Source organism: Sulfitobacter sp. HI0040 (assembly GCF_001634885.1).
GTDB lineage: Bacteria > Pseudomonadota > Alphaproteobacteria > Rhodobacterales > Rhodobacteraceae > Sulfitobacter.
Genome location: NZ_LWEX01000571.1, coordinates 19,944 through 35,008, shown reverse-complemented (window position 1 = coordinate 35,008; position 15,065 = coordinate 19,944). Strand labels below are relative to the sequence as shown.

At 63.3% G+C, this 15,065-nt stretch carries 13 protein-coding genes; 5 read left to right on the top strand and 8 right to left on the bottom strand.

The annotated features are described in order from the left end of the window. Positions 1–48 precede the first annotated feature (48 nt). Both rsmH and mraZ read right to left on the bottom strand, forming a co-directional pair. Positions 49–1,029, bottom strand: a complete 981-nt coding sequence (gene rsmH / locus A3728_RS20955) for a 16S rRNA (cytosine(1402)-N(4))-methyltransferase RsmH (RefSeq protein ID WP_067928331.1) — start codon at positions 1,027–1,029, stop codon at positions 49–51. Beyond that, positions 1,026–1,517: a division/cell wall cluster transcriptional repressor MraZ gene (gene mraZ, locus A3728_RS20950; RefSeq protein ID WP_067928328.1), complete on the bottom strand. Its 492-nt coding sequence runs from the start codon at positions 1,515–1,517 to the stop codon at positions 1,026–1,028. The genes rsmH and mraZ overlap by 4 nt, the downstream gene beginning before the upstream one ends. A 724-nt stretch (positions 1,518–2,241) precedes the next feature. On the opposite strand from mraZ, the gene A3728_RS20945 reads away from it, so the two are divergent. After that, positions 2,242–3,027 carry a hypothetical protein gene (locus tag A3728_RS20945; protein WP_067928325.1) on the top strand — a complete coding sequence of 262 codons (786 nt, stop codon included), beginning with the start codon at positions 2,242–2,244 and terminating at the stop codon, positions 3,025–3,027. Between the two features lie 23 nt (positions 3,028–3,050). Here the strand turns inward: A3728_RS20945 and A3728_RS20940 are convergent, their stop codons facing one another. Beyond that, positions 3,051–4,115, bottom strand: coding sequence for an Mrp/NBP35 family ATP-binding protein (locus tag A3728_RS20940; RefSeq protein WP_067928322.1), 1,065 nt, complete (start codon positions 4,113–4,115; stop codon positions 3,051–3,053). A gap of 519 nt (positions 4,116–4,634) precedes the next feature. Here A3728_RS20940 and A3728_RS20935 point away from each other — a divergent pair. Continuing rightward, a complete protein-coding gene (locus tag A3728_RS20935) occupies positions 4,635–4,850 on the top strand; it encodes a DUF1127 domain-containing protein (RefSeq protein WP_067928320.1) in 216 nt (71 codons plus the stop codon). Positions 4,851–5,075: 225 nt separating this feature from the next. Here the strand turns inward: A3728_RS20935 and A3728_RS20930 are convergent, their stop codons facing one another. Then, entirely contained in the window at positions 5,076–5,510 is a 435-nt protein-coding gene (locus A3728_RS20930) for a BLUF domain-containing protein (protein WP_067928315.1), read from the bottom strand. Positions 5,511–5,695: 185 nt separating this feature from the next. Continuing rightward, on the bottom strand, positions 5,696–8,110 hold the full coding sequence (locus A3728_RS20925) for an ATP-dependent helicase (protein ID WP_067928312.1): 2,415 nt from the start codon (positions 8,108–8,110) through the stop codon (positions 5,696–5,698). Between the two features lie 129 nt (positions 8,111–8,239). Here A3728_RS20925 and A3728_RS20920 point away from each other — a divergent pair, with 129 nt between their 5' ends. From A3728_RS20920 to A3728_RS20910, 3 genes are all read left to right on the top strand, one after another. Then, the gene (locus A3728_RS20920; protein WP_067928307.1) at positions 8,240–9,382 is read left to right on the top strand and encodes an alpha-hydroxy acid oxidase; all 1,143 of its coding nucleotides are present in this window, start codon (positions 8,240–8,242) and stop codon (positions 9,380–9,382) included. Positions 9,383–9,527: 145 nt separating this feature from the next. Further along, positions 9,528–12,968 carry a pyruvate carboxylase gene (locus A3728_RS20915; protein WP_067928304.1) on the top strand — a complete coding sequence of 1,147 codons (3,441 nt, stop codon included), beginning with the start codon at positions 9,528–9,530 and terminating at the stop codon, positions 12,966–12,968. Positions 12,969–13,131: 163 nt separating this feature from the next. Next, positions 13,132–13,614, top strand: a complete 483-nt coding sequence (locus A3728_RS20910; protein ID WP_067928301.1) for a DUF2244 domain-containing protein — start codon at positions 13,132–13,134, stop codon at positions 13,612–13,614. Between the two features lie 16 nt (positions 13,615–13,630). Here A3728_RS20910 and A3728_RS20905 read toward each other — a convergent pair whose 3' ends face one another. The 3 genes from A3728_RS20905 to A3728_RS20895 all read right to left on the bottom strand — a co-directional run bounded on the left by A3728_RS20905 (position 13,631) and on the right by A3728_RS20895 (position 15,041). Then, a complete protein-coding gene (locus A3728_RS20905) occupies positions 13,631–14,089 on the bottom strand; it encodes a GatB/YqeY domain-containing protein (protein WP_067928298.1) in 459 nt (152 codons plus the stop codon). A gap of 86 nt (positions 14,090–14,175) precedes the next feature. Continuing rightward, positions 14,176–14,580, bottom strand: a complete 405-nt coding sequence (locus A3728_RS20900; RefSeq protein WP_067928294.1) for a hypothetical protein — start codon at positions 14,578–14,580, stop codon at positions 14,176–14,178. After that, positions 14,577–15,041: a cupin domain-containing protein gene (locus tag A3728_RS20895; protein ID WP_067928291.1), complete on the bottom strand. Its 465-nt coding sequence runs from the start codon at positions 15,039–15,041 to the stop codon at positions 14,577–14,579. Before A3728_RS20895 ends, A3728_RS20900 begins: the two co-directional genes overlap by 4 nt. Between the last annotated feature and the right edge of the window lie 24 nt (positions 15,042–15,065).

Genomic DNA, 15,065 nt, shown 5'->3' with positions numbered 1-15,065 from the left:
CCGATGACGCCAAGGGCGGTGAGAATGTACAAAACGGCTCGCATGGTCTCAGATCCCCCTGACCTGTGGCATTCCGATGGATGACGCCTCGACGGTGCCCGAAGGCGCGTCGGTGCGGGTGGCGATGCGCAGCTTGGCCGAGCGGGCGCGCGGGTTGCGCTCCTGCTCCTGCGCGTCGGGTGCTATGGCCTTGCGCCGTTCAAGCCGGAAGCGCGGCGCCTCCGGTTCGCGTTCGGGGGCAAAACGGTTCGCGTTGCCGCCCCCGCCGGAGCGCGCGGTGAGGAAGCGCTTGACCATGCGGTCCTCTACCGAATGGAAGGTCACCACCGCAAGCTGGCCGCCCGGTTTCAACGCCCGCTCGGCCGCCATGAGACCGCCGAACAATTCCTCGTATTCGTCATTCACGGCAATGCGCAGAGCCTGAAAGCTGCGGGTTGCGGGGTGGCTCTGCCCCGGTTTCTGGCGCGGCAGACAGCCTTCCACCAGTTCGGCGAGCTGCAGGGTGCGGGTGATCGGCGCGTCTTCCCGCGCGCGGACGATGGCACGGGCGATGCGCCGGCTCGCCCGCTCTTCGCCGTAGTGAAAAAGAATATCCGCCAGCGCCTCTTCCTCCGCGCCGTTCACCAGATCGGCAGCCGATGGCCCTTCCTGGCTCATCCGCATGTCGAGCGGGCCGTCGCGCATGAAGGAAAAGCCGCGTTCGGCCCGGTCAAGCTGCATGGAGGAAACGCCGAGGTCCAGAACGACCCCGTCGAGGTCCGATCCCTGTTCGTCCAGCCTGGAAAACACGCCGCGGCGCATGTCGATCCGGTCGCCATAGGCATCGGCCCAGTCGCTGGCCATCTCGAAGGCCAGCGGATCGCGGTCCACCGCGATGACCCGCGCGGCACCGGCCTCCAGCAGGCCACGGGTATAGCCGCCCGCGCCAAAGGTGCCGTCCAGCCAGATGCCCTCGATGGGTGCACAATAGCGCAGGATCGGTTCCAGAAGGACGGGAACATGGTCGCCCGTCTGGTCCGCCGAAGTCATAGATCATCCAGATAGAGAGAGGGATCGACATCGGGATCGAAGTCTTCGTCCGCGTCCGCCTCGGCCGCGACGTGGGCCGCATAGGTTTCGGGCTTCCACATCTGGAAGGTATCGCCCGAAGCGCCGACGAAGACCGTCCCGTCGAGCCCGATCTTTTCACGCAGCTTGGCCGGCAGCACGATGCGGCCGGTTTCATCGATTGTCATGTCCAGCGCCTGCTGGGAATAGAGCCGTTCCATGGCCTTGCGCTTGGGAGAGGCACGGGGGTGACGCTCGATCTTCTCGTCGACCTCGTCCATCGCCTCGATCGTGAATGCCTCAAGGTAGTCGCGGCGTTCGTCCCCGTATACGAGGATGAAGCGCGCCAGATTGCCATTGTTGAAGTCGGGATCGCAGGCTTCGACCACGCGGCGGAAGTTGGCCGGGATCGAAACCCTGCCCTTCGCGTCGACCTTCAGGTCGCCTTCGCCTCTGAACCTGCGTGCCACGTTCGGCTGTTCCCTTTGCCCGTTACAATCGGGCTTTGTGCGTTCCCCAGGTCCGAAAATGAAAAACGGCGGGTTGATCTGCTGCCACTGATCAACCCGCCGCCTTTGTCCCGCAGCTTGCGGGTAAGTCCGATCGCACGCGCCACCTGGGGGGATGTTGCCGCTCGCGCGCCGGATCTTCTGGTCTGATGAAAGCGAGGTGCCTGTATGAACCTGCTAGAGTTTTATTGGTCTGTGGGGTCGTTTGGTGCCCCGTGTCCCGTTCTCATCTGATGGACTATGGATGCCATGGGAATTCATGGGCGTCTACCGATATCTGAGCGGGGATAGGGCAAAACAGGTTCTGCACAGGGGCTTTATTAACGAATAGGGCAAAATATGGGCGAAAACAACGGCACTATTTGTTATAAAATTTTAAGAATACACTATATGTAGATCACTGTTGCAGGCGCGCACGCTTTCCCACGATTTCCCAACTAAATGCATTCACATACTTATCCACAGGATATGTTCCACCGTTGTTCCTGTGCGCTTAACAATAATTCAAGGGTTCCCACCCGAAAATTCAATGGCGCGATTCGGAATCGGCCAGTTTTGGCCGATTGATTCCCGGCTCTCCCCGCCCGTCCCAATAAATCCCAGCGCGGAAAATGAGCATTATAATCCCATACTTGCGCTTTCTGTCGGCAGGTGCAGTATCCGTTCTGTCGATATCGGAGCACGCATGAACAAGAGCCTCGCCCTTCTCGGACATGCGTTGCGCATGTTGATACTGGATGTCAGTAGCCTGCTGCGCGTTCTGGCGCCCGCACTCGCCCTTCTGGCGGTGGGGATAATCGGGCTAATCTGGGCCGCCCCCACCTTTCCGTACCTGTCTACCGGGCTGGCTCAGGCACCGGCACCGAACGCCGGGGGGATGCTCGCAGGGGTCGTCTTTGCTGTTATCACCGCTCTGGGCTTTGTCCTGCTGGCGATACTCTGGCATCGTCACGTGCTTATCGATGCGCAGAACGCGCCGCCGGGACGGCCTTCGGCAAGGATCGTACTGTCCTATCTGATGCGGACGATCCTGATCGGGGCGATACAGCTTGCGGTGACCGTGCCGCTGCTCATTCTTCTCTTTCTTGCGGCACCGCGCATGAATGTCGTGGCTGGCGAAGCGCCCACGGTCGTGATCTTCGGGGCGGTCGGGATACTGGCGGGGCTGTTGTTCATCTGGATCGTCCTGCGGCTGGGGCTGATGCTGCCTGCCGCGGCGCTGGGTCGGCCCATAGGGCCGCTCGAAAGCTGGCGACACACCGCGCCCGCAGGCACCGCGCTGATCTGGCTGGCCCTTTTATTGCTGACAGCGAATGCGGTCCTGTCGACCCTCTCCGCCCTTACCGGGGCGCCGGGCAGCGGCATCCGCATGGCCGTCGAAGCCGTCGTCTATATATTGGAGGCGCTTGTTTTCGTCAGCGTACTGACAACGCTTTACGGTCACTACGTGGAACGCCGCGAAATCGGCTGAGCAGCCCATAGGGCCGACACATCTCAGGCCAGCCCACGCTCCATCAGGTCGCGGGCGATCCCGGCATATGCCTCGGCCATCGGCCCGTCACCGGCGGCGACAGGCGTGCCCGCGTCCCCGGCAAGCCGGGTTTCAAGATCGATGGGCAGGCTTCCCAGCAGCGGAACGCCCAGCTTCTGCGCCTCGGCGGCGACCCCGCCCTGCCCGAAGATATCATGCGTACTGCCGCAATCGGGGCAGACGAACTGGCTCATGTTTTCGATAAGACCCAGCACCGGGGTCTTGAGCGTCGCGAACATGTCCAGCGCCTTGCGGGCATCGATCAGGGCCACGTCCTGCGGGGTGCTGACGATAACGGCACCGGCCAGCTCCGTCTTGGTGCAGAGCGTCAGTTGAACGTCGCCCGTCCCCGGCGGCAGGTCGACCAGCAAAACATCAAGCTCGCCCCATTCGACCTGTCCCATCATCTGCTGCAGCGCCCCCATCAGCATCGGACCGCGCCAGACGACGGCCTTGCCCTCTTCGACCATGAAACCAATGGACATCATGGTGACGCCATGGGCCTGCAGCGGGATGATCGTTTTCCCGTCAGGGCTGGCCGGGCGCTTGCTGATGCCCATCATGCGCGGCTGGCTTGGCCCGTAAATATCGGCATCGAGCAACCCGACGCGGCGCCCGGCCCGGGCCAGCGCCACGGCAAGGTTGGAGCTCACGGTGGATTTGCCCACCCCGCCCTTTCCGGACCCGATGGCGATGATATTGCGAACGCCCGCCGGTTTGATCGGGCCCTCCTGCGGCTTGGGATGCCCGCCGAGCTTCAGCGAGGGCGCCTTTGCCGCGGGCGCATGGGCCGTCAGCGCCACGCCGACCTTGCCGACGCCCGACACTTCGCGCACCACCTGTTCAGCCGCGTCGCGCAGCTGCCCCATCTGTTTGGCCGCCTCTGCATTGGGCGCCTCGATCACGAAGCGCACGTCATTGCCTTCGATGGTCAGCGCCCGAACGAGATCATGCGCCAGCAGGTCGCGACCGTCCGGCAGCATGACGCGCTTCAGCGCATTTTCGATATCGGCACGGGTCACGGTCATGGGCGTTCCTTTCGTTACACCCTGACATGGCAGGTTCTGCAGTGGCTGCAAGGGGGGGTGCCCCGGGCGAATGCCCATGCAACGGGCAGGCGGCCTAATTCTTGACCATATGGTCCATGTTTATGCTGCATAGCAGCAATGCAAAAACGTTTATTGTGCGCTCGCAGCATAAAGGCCATTATCACTATCAGAGCAGGAACAGCCTGCTCCGGAAAAGATCAGTCCGATCCATCCTCCTCCCGGATCGGCCTGTGACTGGCGGCGACATCCTTCCTCCTCCCTGATGTCGTCGCCTTCCTTTCCCCTCCCTACCCGAACCGAGACGCCGAATCTGTAAAAACCCACGCGCTTATGCCGCATTGCGGCGTTAGCGTTACCCTGATTGTTTTCATATGCTTGCCGCCCGATTTCCTATGCAGAAAATGCATATCGGCCCTGCCGAACTGCCTGTTGTGCGGCTGCAGCAAACACCTAAGTAAGCGTCAACAGAAACGCAGTACAAACCGAAAGAGGCGCCGAATGGCTTATATCAATACCGCATCCAACTCTTCTTCCTTCATGGCCCGCGTAAGCACGTTCTTCGATGCCCTGGCCACCCGCCGTCGTCAGAACCGCATGTTCCGTCAGACCTTCGCCGAGCTGAGCGAACTGTCGAACCGCGAGTTGAACGATCTGGGCATCAGCCGCTCCGAAATCCGTCGCATCGCGATCGAGTCGAGCCGCAACGCTCTGTAAGGATTACTGAATCGGACCTGCGCCGCCTCCCCGGCGCGGGTCTGTAGGGGGCTGCATCACCTTTCCTCCTCCCTGATGATGCGGTCCCGACCCGAACCGGGCACGTCCTCCCCGATGACCCGGTTCGCAGAAAGAGACGGCGGTGCCTCCTCCCTGGCATCGCCGTCTTTTTTATTTCACCCCTCTAAAGCTATGCGCCCACCGCGCTGCGGGCGCCCTGTCGGGTCAGGCGGCCACGCGGCCAGTGATACCCAGAATTGTGCGGGTCAGTTCGGCCACCGCCGGATCCGTCCCAAGGTCCTTGCCCAGACGTTCCTGAAGCTCGGCAATTGAATGAACGGCGGAAAGGCTCGCTTCGCCCAGCTCCTCGGGCCGCTTGAACCCCATTGACCAGTTCGGAAAAGCGCGGGCTTCCACGTGGCTTTCCATGCAAAGGGCGATGCTGCCATGCCTTTCATCCTTTGCGATCCGGTTGAAGCAGCGCTTCACGGCGTCTTCGGGTCCTTCGAGAACCTGAAAGAACAGCCCGTCGTCAAAGACGAGCAGCCCGGTAATGTCGTCCTTTTCGTTATTTTTGCGCGACTGGCCGAGAATCTGGGAAAGGTCATCGCTTTTCACGGGGCCATACGCACTGCTGACGTAAATGAGTTGAAGCAACAAGAATGCCATCCTTCTTCAAAAAACACACCGAACGGCACGAAATCGCCCCCGGAAATCAGAATACTTCATCATTTCAAATGATTCGACGCCGAAGTTAGGCGCGAAATAAGGTAAAATCATGGCGCGTGAGACTCAGGTGCCCCGCCCTTAGGGCCTGCACCGCGCGATCAGGCTGCTGCAGCGCATCAAAACGGGACGTCGTTTTCCCCGGTCAGAAAGCGCGAGACGACCTTTTTCGTACCGGCCTTTTCAAAAGCCACTTCGAGTTTGTCGCCCTCGATGCCGATCACCTCGCCATAGCCGAACTTTTGATGAAAGACCCGCTCCCCCATGGTGAAGGCGCTGACGGCGTTCATGTCGATGGTGACGTTCCGGCTTTCCTTCGGCTGGCTCACGCTGCGCTGGCCCGATCGCGCCTGAAGACGTCGCCAGCCGGGCGAATTGTAGACATTCGCCTCGGCCGCGGCTTCGTGCAGGGTGCTCTGCGGCATGGCCGCGCCATAGCCGCCGCCATAAAGGCCCGGGGGTGTCAGCACCTCCACATGATCTTCGGGCAGTTCGTCGACGAAACGCGAGGGCATGCTGCTTTGCCATTGGCCGAAGACGCGGCGGTTGGCGGCAAAGGACACGGTGCAGACCTCCTCCGCCCGGGTGATGCCGACGTAGGCAAGGCGGCGTTCCTCTTCGAGGCCCTTGATCCCGCTTTCGTCCATCGAGCGCTGTGAGGGGAACAGCCCGTCTTCCCAGCCGGGCAGGAAGACAACCGGAAATTCCAGACCCTTCGCGGCATGCAGCGTCATGATGCTGACCTTGGCACCGCCCTCGTCGCTTTCATTGTCCATGATCAGGCTGACATGTTCGAGAAAGCCCTGAAGGTTTTCGAACTGCTCCAGCGCCTTCACGAGTTCCTTGAGGTTTTCCAGCCGGCCGGGCGCCTCGGGCGTCTTGTCGTTCTGCCACATGGCGGTGTAGCCGCTTTCGTCCAGGATGATCTGGGCCAGCTCGACATGGCTCGTTTCGGGGGGGCCGTATTCCTGCCGGTCGATGCCATCGTCGATGACGTCATCATCGCCGATCCGCGTGGTCAACAGAGGCCCGCGCGTCATGGCGTGCCAGCGGTCGATGCCTTCGACCAGTTGCCGCAGTTGCGCCGCGCCCTTGCCGGAAAGCCCGCCATGGGCCAGCAGGATTCGCGCGCCCTCCACCAGCGATGTGCGATGTTCGCGGGCTGTTACCTGTATCTTCTGCTGCGCCTTGTCGCCCAGCCCGCGCTTTGGCGTGTTCACGATCCGCTCGAATGCGAGATCATCGTCCGGGCTGGTGGCGATGCGGAAATAGGCCATCGCATCGCGGATTTCCAAACGTTCGTAGAATCGCGGCCCCCCGATCACCCGGTAGGGAAGACCGATGGTGAGGAACCGGTCCTCGAAGGCGCGCATCTGGTGGCTGGCCCGCACGAGGATCGCCATATCGTCGAGCGAATATGGCCGCTGACCGCGCGTCCCGCGCTGCGCCGCCTCGATCTCGTCCCCGATCCAGCGGGCTTCCTCCTCACCGTCCCAATGGCCGATTAGGCGGACCTTCTCGCCCTCCTGCGCCTCGGTCCAGAGTGTTTTGCCCAGCCGGCCCTCGTTGCCCGCGATCACGCCCGATGCGGCGGCGAGGATATGGGGCGTGGAGCGATAATTCTGTTCCAGCCGCACCACATGGGCGCCGGGGAAATCCTTTTCGAAGCGCAGGATGTTGCCCACCTCGGCCCCGCGCCAGCCATAGATCGACTGGTCATCGTCACCGACGCAGCAAATGTTGCGGTGCCCCTGCGCCAAGAGCCGCAGCCAGAGGTACTGGGCGACGTTGGTATCCTGATATTCGTCCACGAGGATGTATTTGAACCAGCGTTGATACTGGGCCAGCACGTCTTCGTGGGTCTGGAAGATCGTGACCATATGCAGCAGCAGATCGCCGAAATCGGTGGCGTTCAGCTCTTTCAGCCGCGCCTGATACTGCGCGTAAAGCTCCGCCCCGCGATGATTGTAGGCTCCGGCATCGGCGGCGGGAATCCTGTCCGGTGTCAGGGCGCGGTTCTTCCAGCCGTCGATGATCCCGGCCAGCAGCCGCGCGGGCCAGCGCTTGTCATCGATGCCATCGGCGGCCACCAGTTGCTTGAGCAGGCGAAGCTGGTCGTCGGTGTCCAGAATAGTGAAGTTGCTTTTCAGCCCGACCAGTTCGGCATGGCGCCGCAGCAGTTTGACGCAGATGGCGTGAAAGGTGCCGAGCCATGGCATCCCCTCGATCTGGCGGCCCAGCATATCGCCGACACGGTTCTTCATTTCCCGTGCGGCCTTGTTGGTAAAGGTGACGGCCAGCACCTCGTTGGGCCGGGCCCTTCCGGTATTGAGCAGGTGAACGATCCGCGCGGTCAGCGCGCGTGTCTTGCCCGTCCCCGCCCCGGCCAGCATCAGCACCGGGCCGTCCATCTGTTCCACCGCCGCACGCTGCGCCGGGTTCAGCCCGTCGAGGTAAGGCTGCGGTCGCGCGGCCATCGCCCGCGCGGACAGCGAAGCGGATTCGAAGGCGTCCATTTCGTCGAAATCACTCATGGGGCGAACCTAAACCTGAATCCTTGCAAACGAAACCCATGTTCTCCACCTGTTCTCGTGTTATCCAACCTCTCGGGGGTCCGAACGCAAAGGCTGGACAATCTGTTCAGCACTCCCCCAGATGCCGCCATGGATCTGCACGCCACCTACCCCGCCCTTTCCGATCTGCGCAAGCGCGCGCGCCGTCGTTTGCCCAAATTCGTCTGGGAATACCTCGATTCGGGCACCGGCACCGAAGCGGCCAAGGCGCGCAACCGCACGGCGCTGGACCGGATCGGCCTCATGCCGTCGATCCTGCACGGAGAGATGGAGCCGGACCTGAGCGTTCAACTGATGGGGCAGAACCTGCCGCTGCCCTTCGGGGTCGCCCCGGTCGGCATGTCGGGCCTGATCTGGCCCGATGCCGAAGGCCACCTTGCCCGGGCCGCCGCGCGGGCAGGCATTCCCTACAGCCTGTCCACCGTCGCCTCGCAAAGCCCCGAAGACCTCGCCCCGCACCTCGGGGACCAAGCGTGGTTCCAGATGTACCCGCCCCGCGATCCCGAAATCCGGACCGATATGCTGGCGCGCGCCCGGGATGCTGGTTTCGGGACGCTCGTCCTGACGGCGGACGTGCCGGTCGCATCGCGGCGCGAACGCCAGACACGCTCTGGCCTGACCAACCCGCCCCGGCTGACCCCGCGCCTGATGGCGCAGGTTGCGATGCGCCCGGCGTGGGCCACGCAGATGGCGCGGCGGGGGATGCCGCATATGCGGATGCTCGACAAGTATATCGAAGGGTTGGCCGGCGGGAGCCTCTCGTCCACGGCCCACGTGGGCTATCTGTTGCGTACCGCGCCGGGCTGGGACTACGTCGAATGGTTGCGCGCGGCTTGGGGCGGCCCCTTCGTGGTGAAGGGCGTGCTGCGGGCCGAGGATGCGGAGCGGCTCGAAAAAGCGGGGGTGGATGCGATCTGGGTGTCGAATCACGCAGGCCGCCAGTTCGACGGGGCACCGCCCGCGATCGACGCCCTGCCGGATGTGCGCGCCGCCACCGATCTGCCGATCATCTTCGACAGCGGCGTGGAATCCGGGCTGGACATCCTGCGCGCGCTGGCCAGCGGGGCGGACTTCGTCATGCTGGGGCGCGCCTTTCACTTCGCCCTCGCCGCCTTTGGGCCGCGCGGGGTCGATCACCTGATAGAACTGCTGCGCCGCGACCTTACCGCTAACATGGGGCAGTTGGGCGCCGCCGATCTGGCGCATCTGCCCCCGCCCTTTCGGATTGCCTGAACGAAAACCGGCGCCCAAGGATCAAAAAAACTGTCTTTGCAGGCGCAGATCAGCAAACTTATGGGCTAGAAAACAGCCAAGCAGGCATTGCGCTGCATCGCAGCATCCGTAGACTGCCGCTACGTTAATCCAAGGGACGATCCAAATGACCGAATTCCGCAAAATCCTCATCGCCAACCGCGGCGAAATCGCGATCCGCGTGATGCGCGCCGCCAATGAGATGGGCAAGAAGACGGTCGCGGTCTATGCCGAAGAAGACAAGCTGGGGCTGCACCGCTTCAAGGCGGACGAAGCCTATCGTATCGGCGAAGGGCTGGGCCCGGTGGCGGCCTACCTCAGCATTGACGAGATGATCCGCGTGGCCAAAGCCTCCGGCGCCGACGCGATACACCCGGGCTATGGCCTGCTGTCCGAGAACCCCGAATTCGTCGATGCCTGCGAAAACAACGGCATCGCGTTCATCGGTCCGCGCGCGGAAACCATGCGCGCGCTGGGGGACAAGGCCAGTGCGCGGCGCGTCGCCGTCGAGGCGGGCGTGCCCGTCATTCCCGCGACCGAAGTGCTGGGCGACGACATGGACGAAATCGCCCGCCAGGCCGAAGAGGTGGGCTATCCCCTGATGCTCAAGGCGTCCTGGGGCGGCGGCGGGCGCGGGATGCGGCCCATCATGAAGGCCTCCGAACTCAAGGAAAAGGTCCGCGAGGGCCGGCGCGAGGCGGAGGCGGCCTTTGGCAACGGTGAAGGCTACCTGGAAAAAATGATCCTCAAGGCGCGGCACGTGGAGGTGCAGATCCTCGGCGACAAGCACGGCGGGATCTATCACCTTTTCGAACGCGACTGCTCGGTCCAGCGGCGCAACCAGAAGGTCGTCGAACGCGCACCCGCGCCCTATCTCACGCAGGCTCAGCGGGATGAGCTTTGCGAGCTGGGCCGCCGGATCTGCGCGCATGTGGATTACGAATGCGCGGGTACCGTCGAATTCCTGATGGATATGGCGGATGAGAAATTCTACTTCATCGAAGTGAACCCGCGCGTGCAGGTCGAACATACCGTCACCGAAGAGGTCACGGGCATCGACATCGTGCGCGCGCAGATCCTCATCGCCGAAGGCAAGACCCTGGCGGAGGCGACGGGCAAGGAAAACCAGTCCCAGATCACGCTGAATGGCCACGCGCTCCAGACCCGGGTTACCACCGAGGATCCGCAGAACAATTTCATCCCCGATTATGGCCGCATCACCGCCTATCGCTCCGCCACCGGCATGGGCATCCGGCTCGACGGGGGGACCGCCTACGCGGGCGGGGTGATCACGCGCTATTACGACAGCCTGCTCACGAAGGTGACGGCGAAGGCCCCCACGCCGGAGATGGCCATCGCGCGGATGGACCGGGCGCTGCGCGAATTCCGCGTGCGCGGTGTTTCCACCAATATCGCCTTTGTCGAGAACCTGCTGAAACACCCCACCTTCCTGAACGACGAATACCACACCAAGTTCATCGACCAGACGCCGGAGCTGTTCCAGTTCACCAAGCGGCGCGACCGGGCGACCAAGGTATTGAATTACATCGCCGACATTACGGTGAACGGGCATCCCGAAACCAAGGGCCACCCCCGGCCCCCGGCACATCTGAAGGATCCGCGCCCGCCGGCAAAGCGGGCAGAACCGCAGATGGGCACCCGCAACCTGCTTGAGCAGAAAGGCCCGCAGGCGGTCGCGGACTGGATGAGCCAGCAGCGCCAGTTGCTGATCACCGATACCACGATGCGTGACGGGCACCAGTCCCTTCTGGCGACGCGGATGCGCTCCATCGACATGATCAAGGTGGCACCGGCCTATTCCGCCAACCTGCCGCAGCTTTTCTCCGTCGAATGCTGGGGCGGCGCCACTTTCGATGTGGCCTATCGTTTCCTGCAGGAATGCCCCTGGCAAAGGCTGCGCGACCTGCGCGCGGCGATGCCGAACCTGATGACCCAGATGCTGCTGCGCGCCTCCAACGGCGTCGGCTACACAAACTATCCCGACAACGTGGTGCAGAAGTTCGTCGCCACGGCGGCGGAAACCGGGGTGGACGTCTTCCGCGTTTTCGACAGTCTCAACTGGGTGGAGAACATGCGCGTCGCGATGGACGCGGTGCAGGAGGCGAACAAGGTCTGCGAAGGCACGATTTGCTACACCGGCGATATCTTCGACCCGGACCGGGCCAAGTATGACCTGAAGTACTACGTCGCCATGGGCAAGGAGTTGCGCGACGCGGGGGCCCATGTTCTGGGGCTAAAGGACATGGCAGGGCTGCTGAAGCCCGCGCAGGCCCGCGCGCTGGTCAAGGCGCTCAAGTCAGAGGTCGGCCTGCCCATCCATTTCCACACCCATGACACGGCGGGCATCGCCTGCGCGACGATCCTTGCCGCCTCCGAGGCCGGGGTCGACGCGGTGGATTGCGCGATGGACGCGTTTTCGGGAAATACCTCCCAGGCGACGCTCGGCTCGGTGGTGGAGGCGCTGCGCCATACCGACCGGGATACCGGCCTAAGCATGCCCGCGGTGCGCGAAATCTCGGATTACTGGGAAGAGGTGCGCAAGCACTACGCCGCATTCGAGACCGGGATGCAGGCGCCTTCGTCCGAGGTCTATCTGCACGAGATGCCCGGCGGCCAGTTCACCAACCTCAAGGCACAAGCGGCCTCCATGGGTCTGGATGACCGCTGGCCCGAAGTGGCGCGGACCTATGCGGATGTGAACCAGATGTTCGGCGACATCGTGAAGGTCACGCCCTCGTCCAAGGTGGTGGGGGACATGGCCCTGATGATGGTGAGCCAGGGCCTGACCCGCGCGCAGGTGGAGGACCCGGAGGTCGATGTTTCCTTCCCCGATTCCGTCGTGGACATGATGCGCGGCAATCTGGGCCAGCCCCCCGGCGGCTTCCCGGACCGCATCGTCAAGAAAGTGCTGAAAGGCGAGGAACCGATGACGGAGCGCCCGGGCAAGCACCTCGCCCCGGTGGATCTGGAAGCGACGCGCAAGGAATTGTCCGAAGAGCTTGACGGCATGCGGATCGATGACGACGACCTTTGCGGATACCTGATGTATCCCAAGGTCTTCCTCGATTACATGGGTCGGCACCGGCAATACGGCCCGGTGCGGACGCTGCCCACACGCACATTCTTCTACGGCATGGAACCGGGCGAGGAGATCTCGGCCGAGATCGACCCCGGCAAGACGCTGGAAATCCGCATGCAGGCCACCAGCGACACCAATGAAGACGGTGAGGTGAAGGTCTTCTTCGAACTCAACGGCCAGCCCCGGGTGATCCGGGTCGCCGACCGGGTGGTCAAGGCCAGCGCGGCCCAGCGCCCCAAGGCCGAGGCAGGCAATGAAAACCACGTGGGGGCGCCCATGCCCGGTGTCGTCGCCTCCGTCGGTGCGGTGGCCGGGGCCAAGGTCGCCAAGGGCGATCTGCTGCTGACCATCGAAGCGATGAAGATGGAAACGGGCATCCACGCCGAACGCGCCGCCGTGATCAAGGCCGTACACGTCCAGCCCGGCACCCAGATCGACGCCAAGGACCTGTTGGTGGAACTGGAATAGGCCCCGACTGTCGGGCGGCCGAGGGGTTAATGCCTTGGCCGCCTACTCCATCACTTCCTGCCAAAAAAGAAGTGACAGACGTGTCGTGGGAAGTACCTTAAGAATACTGCGTCCGGTCCATTCGCCGCATTGCCGGGGCAGCGCGCGCGCCTATCATTGCGACATGCCCTACGAATGGACCACTCCGCCGGATGCACCGGCACGGCGGCTCAGGCTCTGGCCGCATCAGTCGCTGCCCCCCAAGGGGTTCGCGGCCTTCATTCTGGCGACCTTCACGCTGATCCTCATCCCCACCTTGCCGTTGCTGGGCACGAAACTGCTTTGGGGGCTGCTTCCCTTTGTGTTGCTGGCGGTGGCCGGGATCTACTTTGCCCTGCAGCGCAATCATCACGCGCGGCGCATCGAAGAGGTGTTGACGCTCGATACCGATACCGCGCGGCTGACACACCGGCGGCCCGACGGGGTGGTGAAGGAATGGGATTGCAACCGCTACTGGACGACCGTCACCAAGTACGAAAAGGGCGGGCCGGTGCCCCATTACGTCACCCTCAGCGGCAAGGGGCGCGAGGTCGAGATCGGCGCGTTTCTGAGCGAGGACGAGCGCATCGCACTTTTCGAGGAACTGCAGCGTTCGCTCGCCCGGTAGAGGGCTTGCGAAAGCGTCAGCTCAGGCGGTTCTTGACCATCGGCCCCACGGTGCCGAAATCCATCTGTCCGGTGTAGCGGGATTTGAGAATGCCCATCACCTTGCCCATGTCGCGGATCGACGTGGCGCCAACCTCGGCCACGGCCTCGTCCACCGCCCGGGCGCTTTCAGCCTCATCCAACTGGCGCGGCAGGAACTCCTCGATCACGCTGATCTCCTCCCGCTCCCGGTCCGCAAGATCGAGCCGCCCGCCTTCTTCGTAGGCGCGGGCCGATTCCAGCCGTTGCTTGGACATCTTGCCCAGAATGGCGAGCACTTCGTCCTCGCTCACCCCTTCGTCCTGCCCGGTAGAGCGGGCGGCGATGTCCTTGTCCTTGATGGCCGCATTGATCAGTCGCAGCGTGGACAGCCGGTTGGCATCCTTGTCCTTCATCGCCTGTTTCAGGGAATCGGAGATCTGGGTACGCAGGGTCATGTCCGGTTGTGGTCCTTTTTGACGCATGAAGACCGGACATTATCCAATGTATTCCGCGCAGGCAATGGCAGCGCCTGCGCGGTGGTTCAGGCGGGTGACGGGGCCATCGCTGCTCTGCCTTCTTCGCCGACGCCGTGGCGCAGGACCACGAAAAGAAACAACGCCATGCTGGCGAGCGTCAGGAATGAGCCCAGAAGCGCCAGCACCTCGGTCCTTCCAAGGATCGCGAGCGCGATCCCCGGGGCCAGCGACAGGACGGCCAGCACCGAAAGCCCGTAGTGCAAACGCGCGAGGCCCGTGGCGGCTGCCCGCGGCGTCAGCGCGTAATAGGCGCCGAAGATCGACATCAGCACGAAGCCCACGAGGTTGAGATGCCCGTGCGCCGGGGACAGCGTATGGTCGCCGGTCGCCGCCATCTGGATACCCCAGACCATCCCGCAAAGCGCGAAGAACGCGCCGGTGGCGACGAAAAGCGTGACGACCGGTCTCATTGCACGGCCTCCGCCTCTGCGCCCAAGGGCGGGCCGGTGAAGGTCAGGTGATGGCGCTCCGCGCTGCGGGTGATCTCTGGCATGTCCTCGGGAATACGGAACTGGCCCTCCGCCATTTCATGAAAGAACTCCTCGAAGCCCCCCGGCGTGAGGATAACGAGATGTCGGGAGGGCACATCGCTCACGACGCGGAATGTGTGTTCCTTGCCGCGTGGTACAAAGACCGCCTGCCCCGGGCCGCGAATGAAACTCTCGCCCTCCAGCCAGAATTCGACATCGCCGGTCAGCACCACGAAGGCTTCGCAGGCATCGGCATGGACATGGCGCGGCGGCCCGGAGGCCGGGGGCGAAACGGACTCGACGATCGACAGGCTCCCGCCCGTTTCCGCGGCCCCGAGAAGCGTTTGATAGGTGACGCCAAGCCATGTGACCGCGTCATGTGCTGTGGATGAGTTCAACATCGTTTCCTCCGCTTTGCTGGGTTG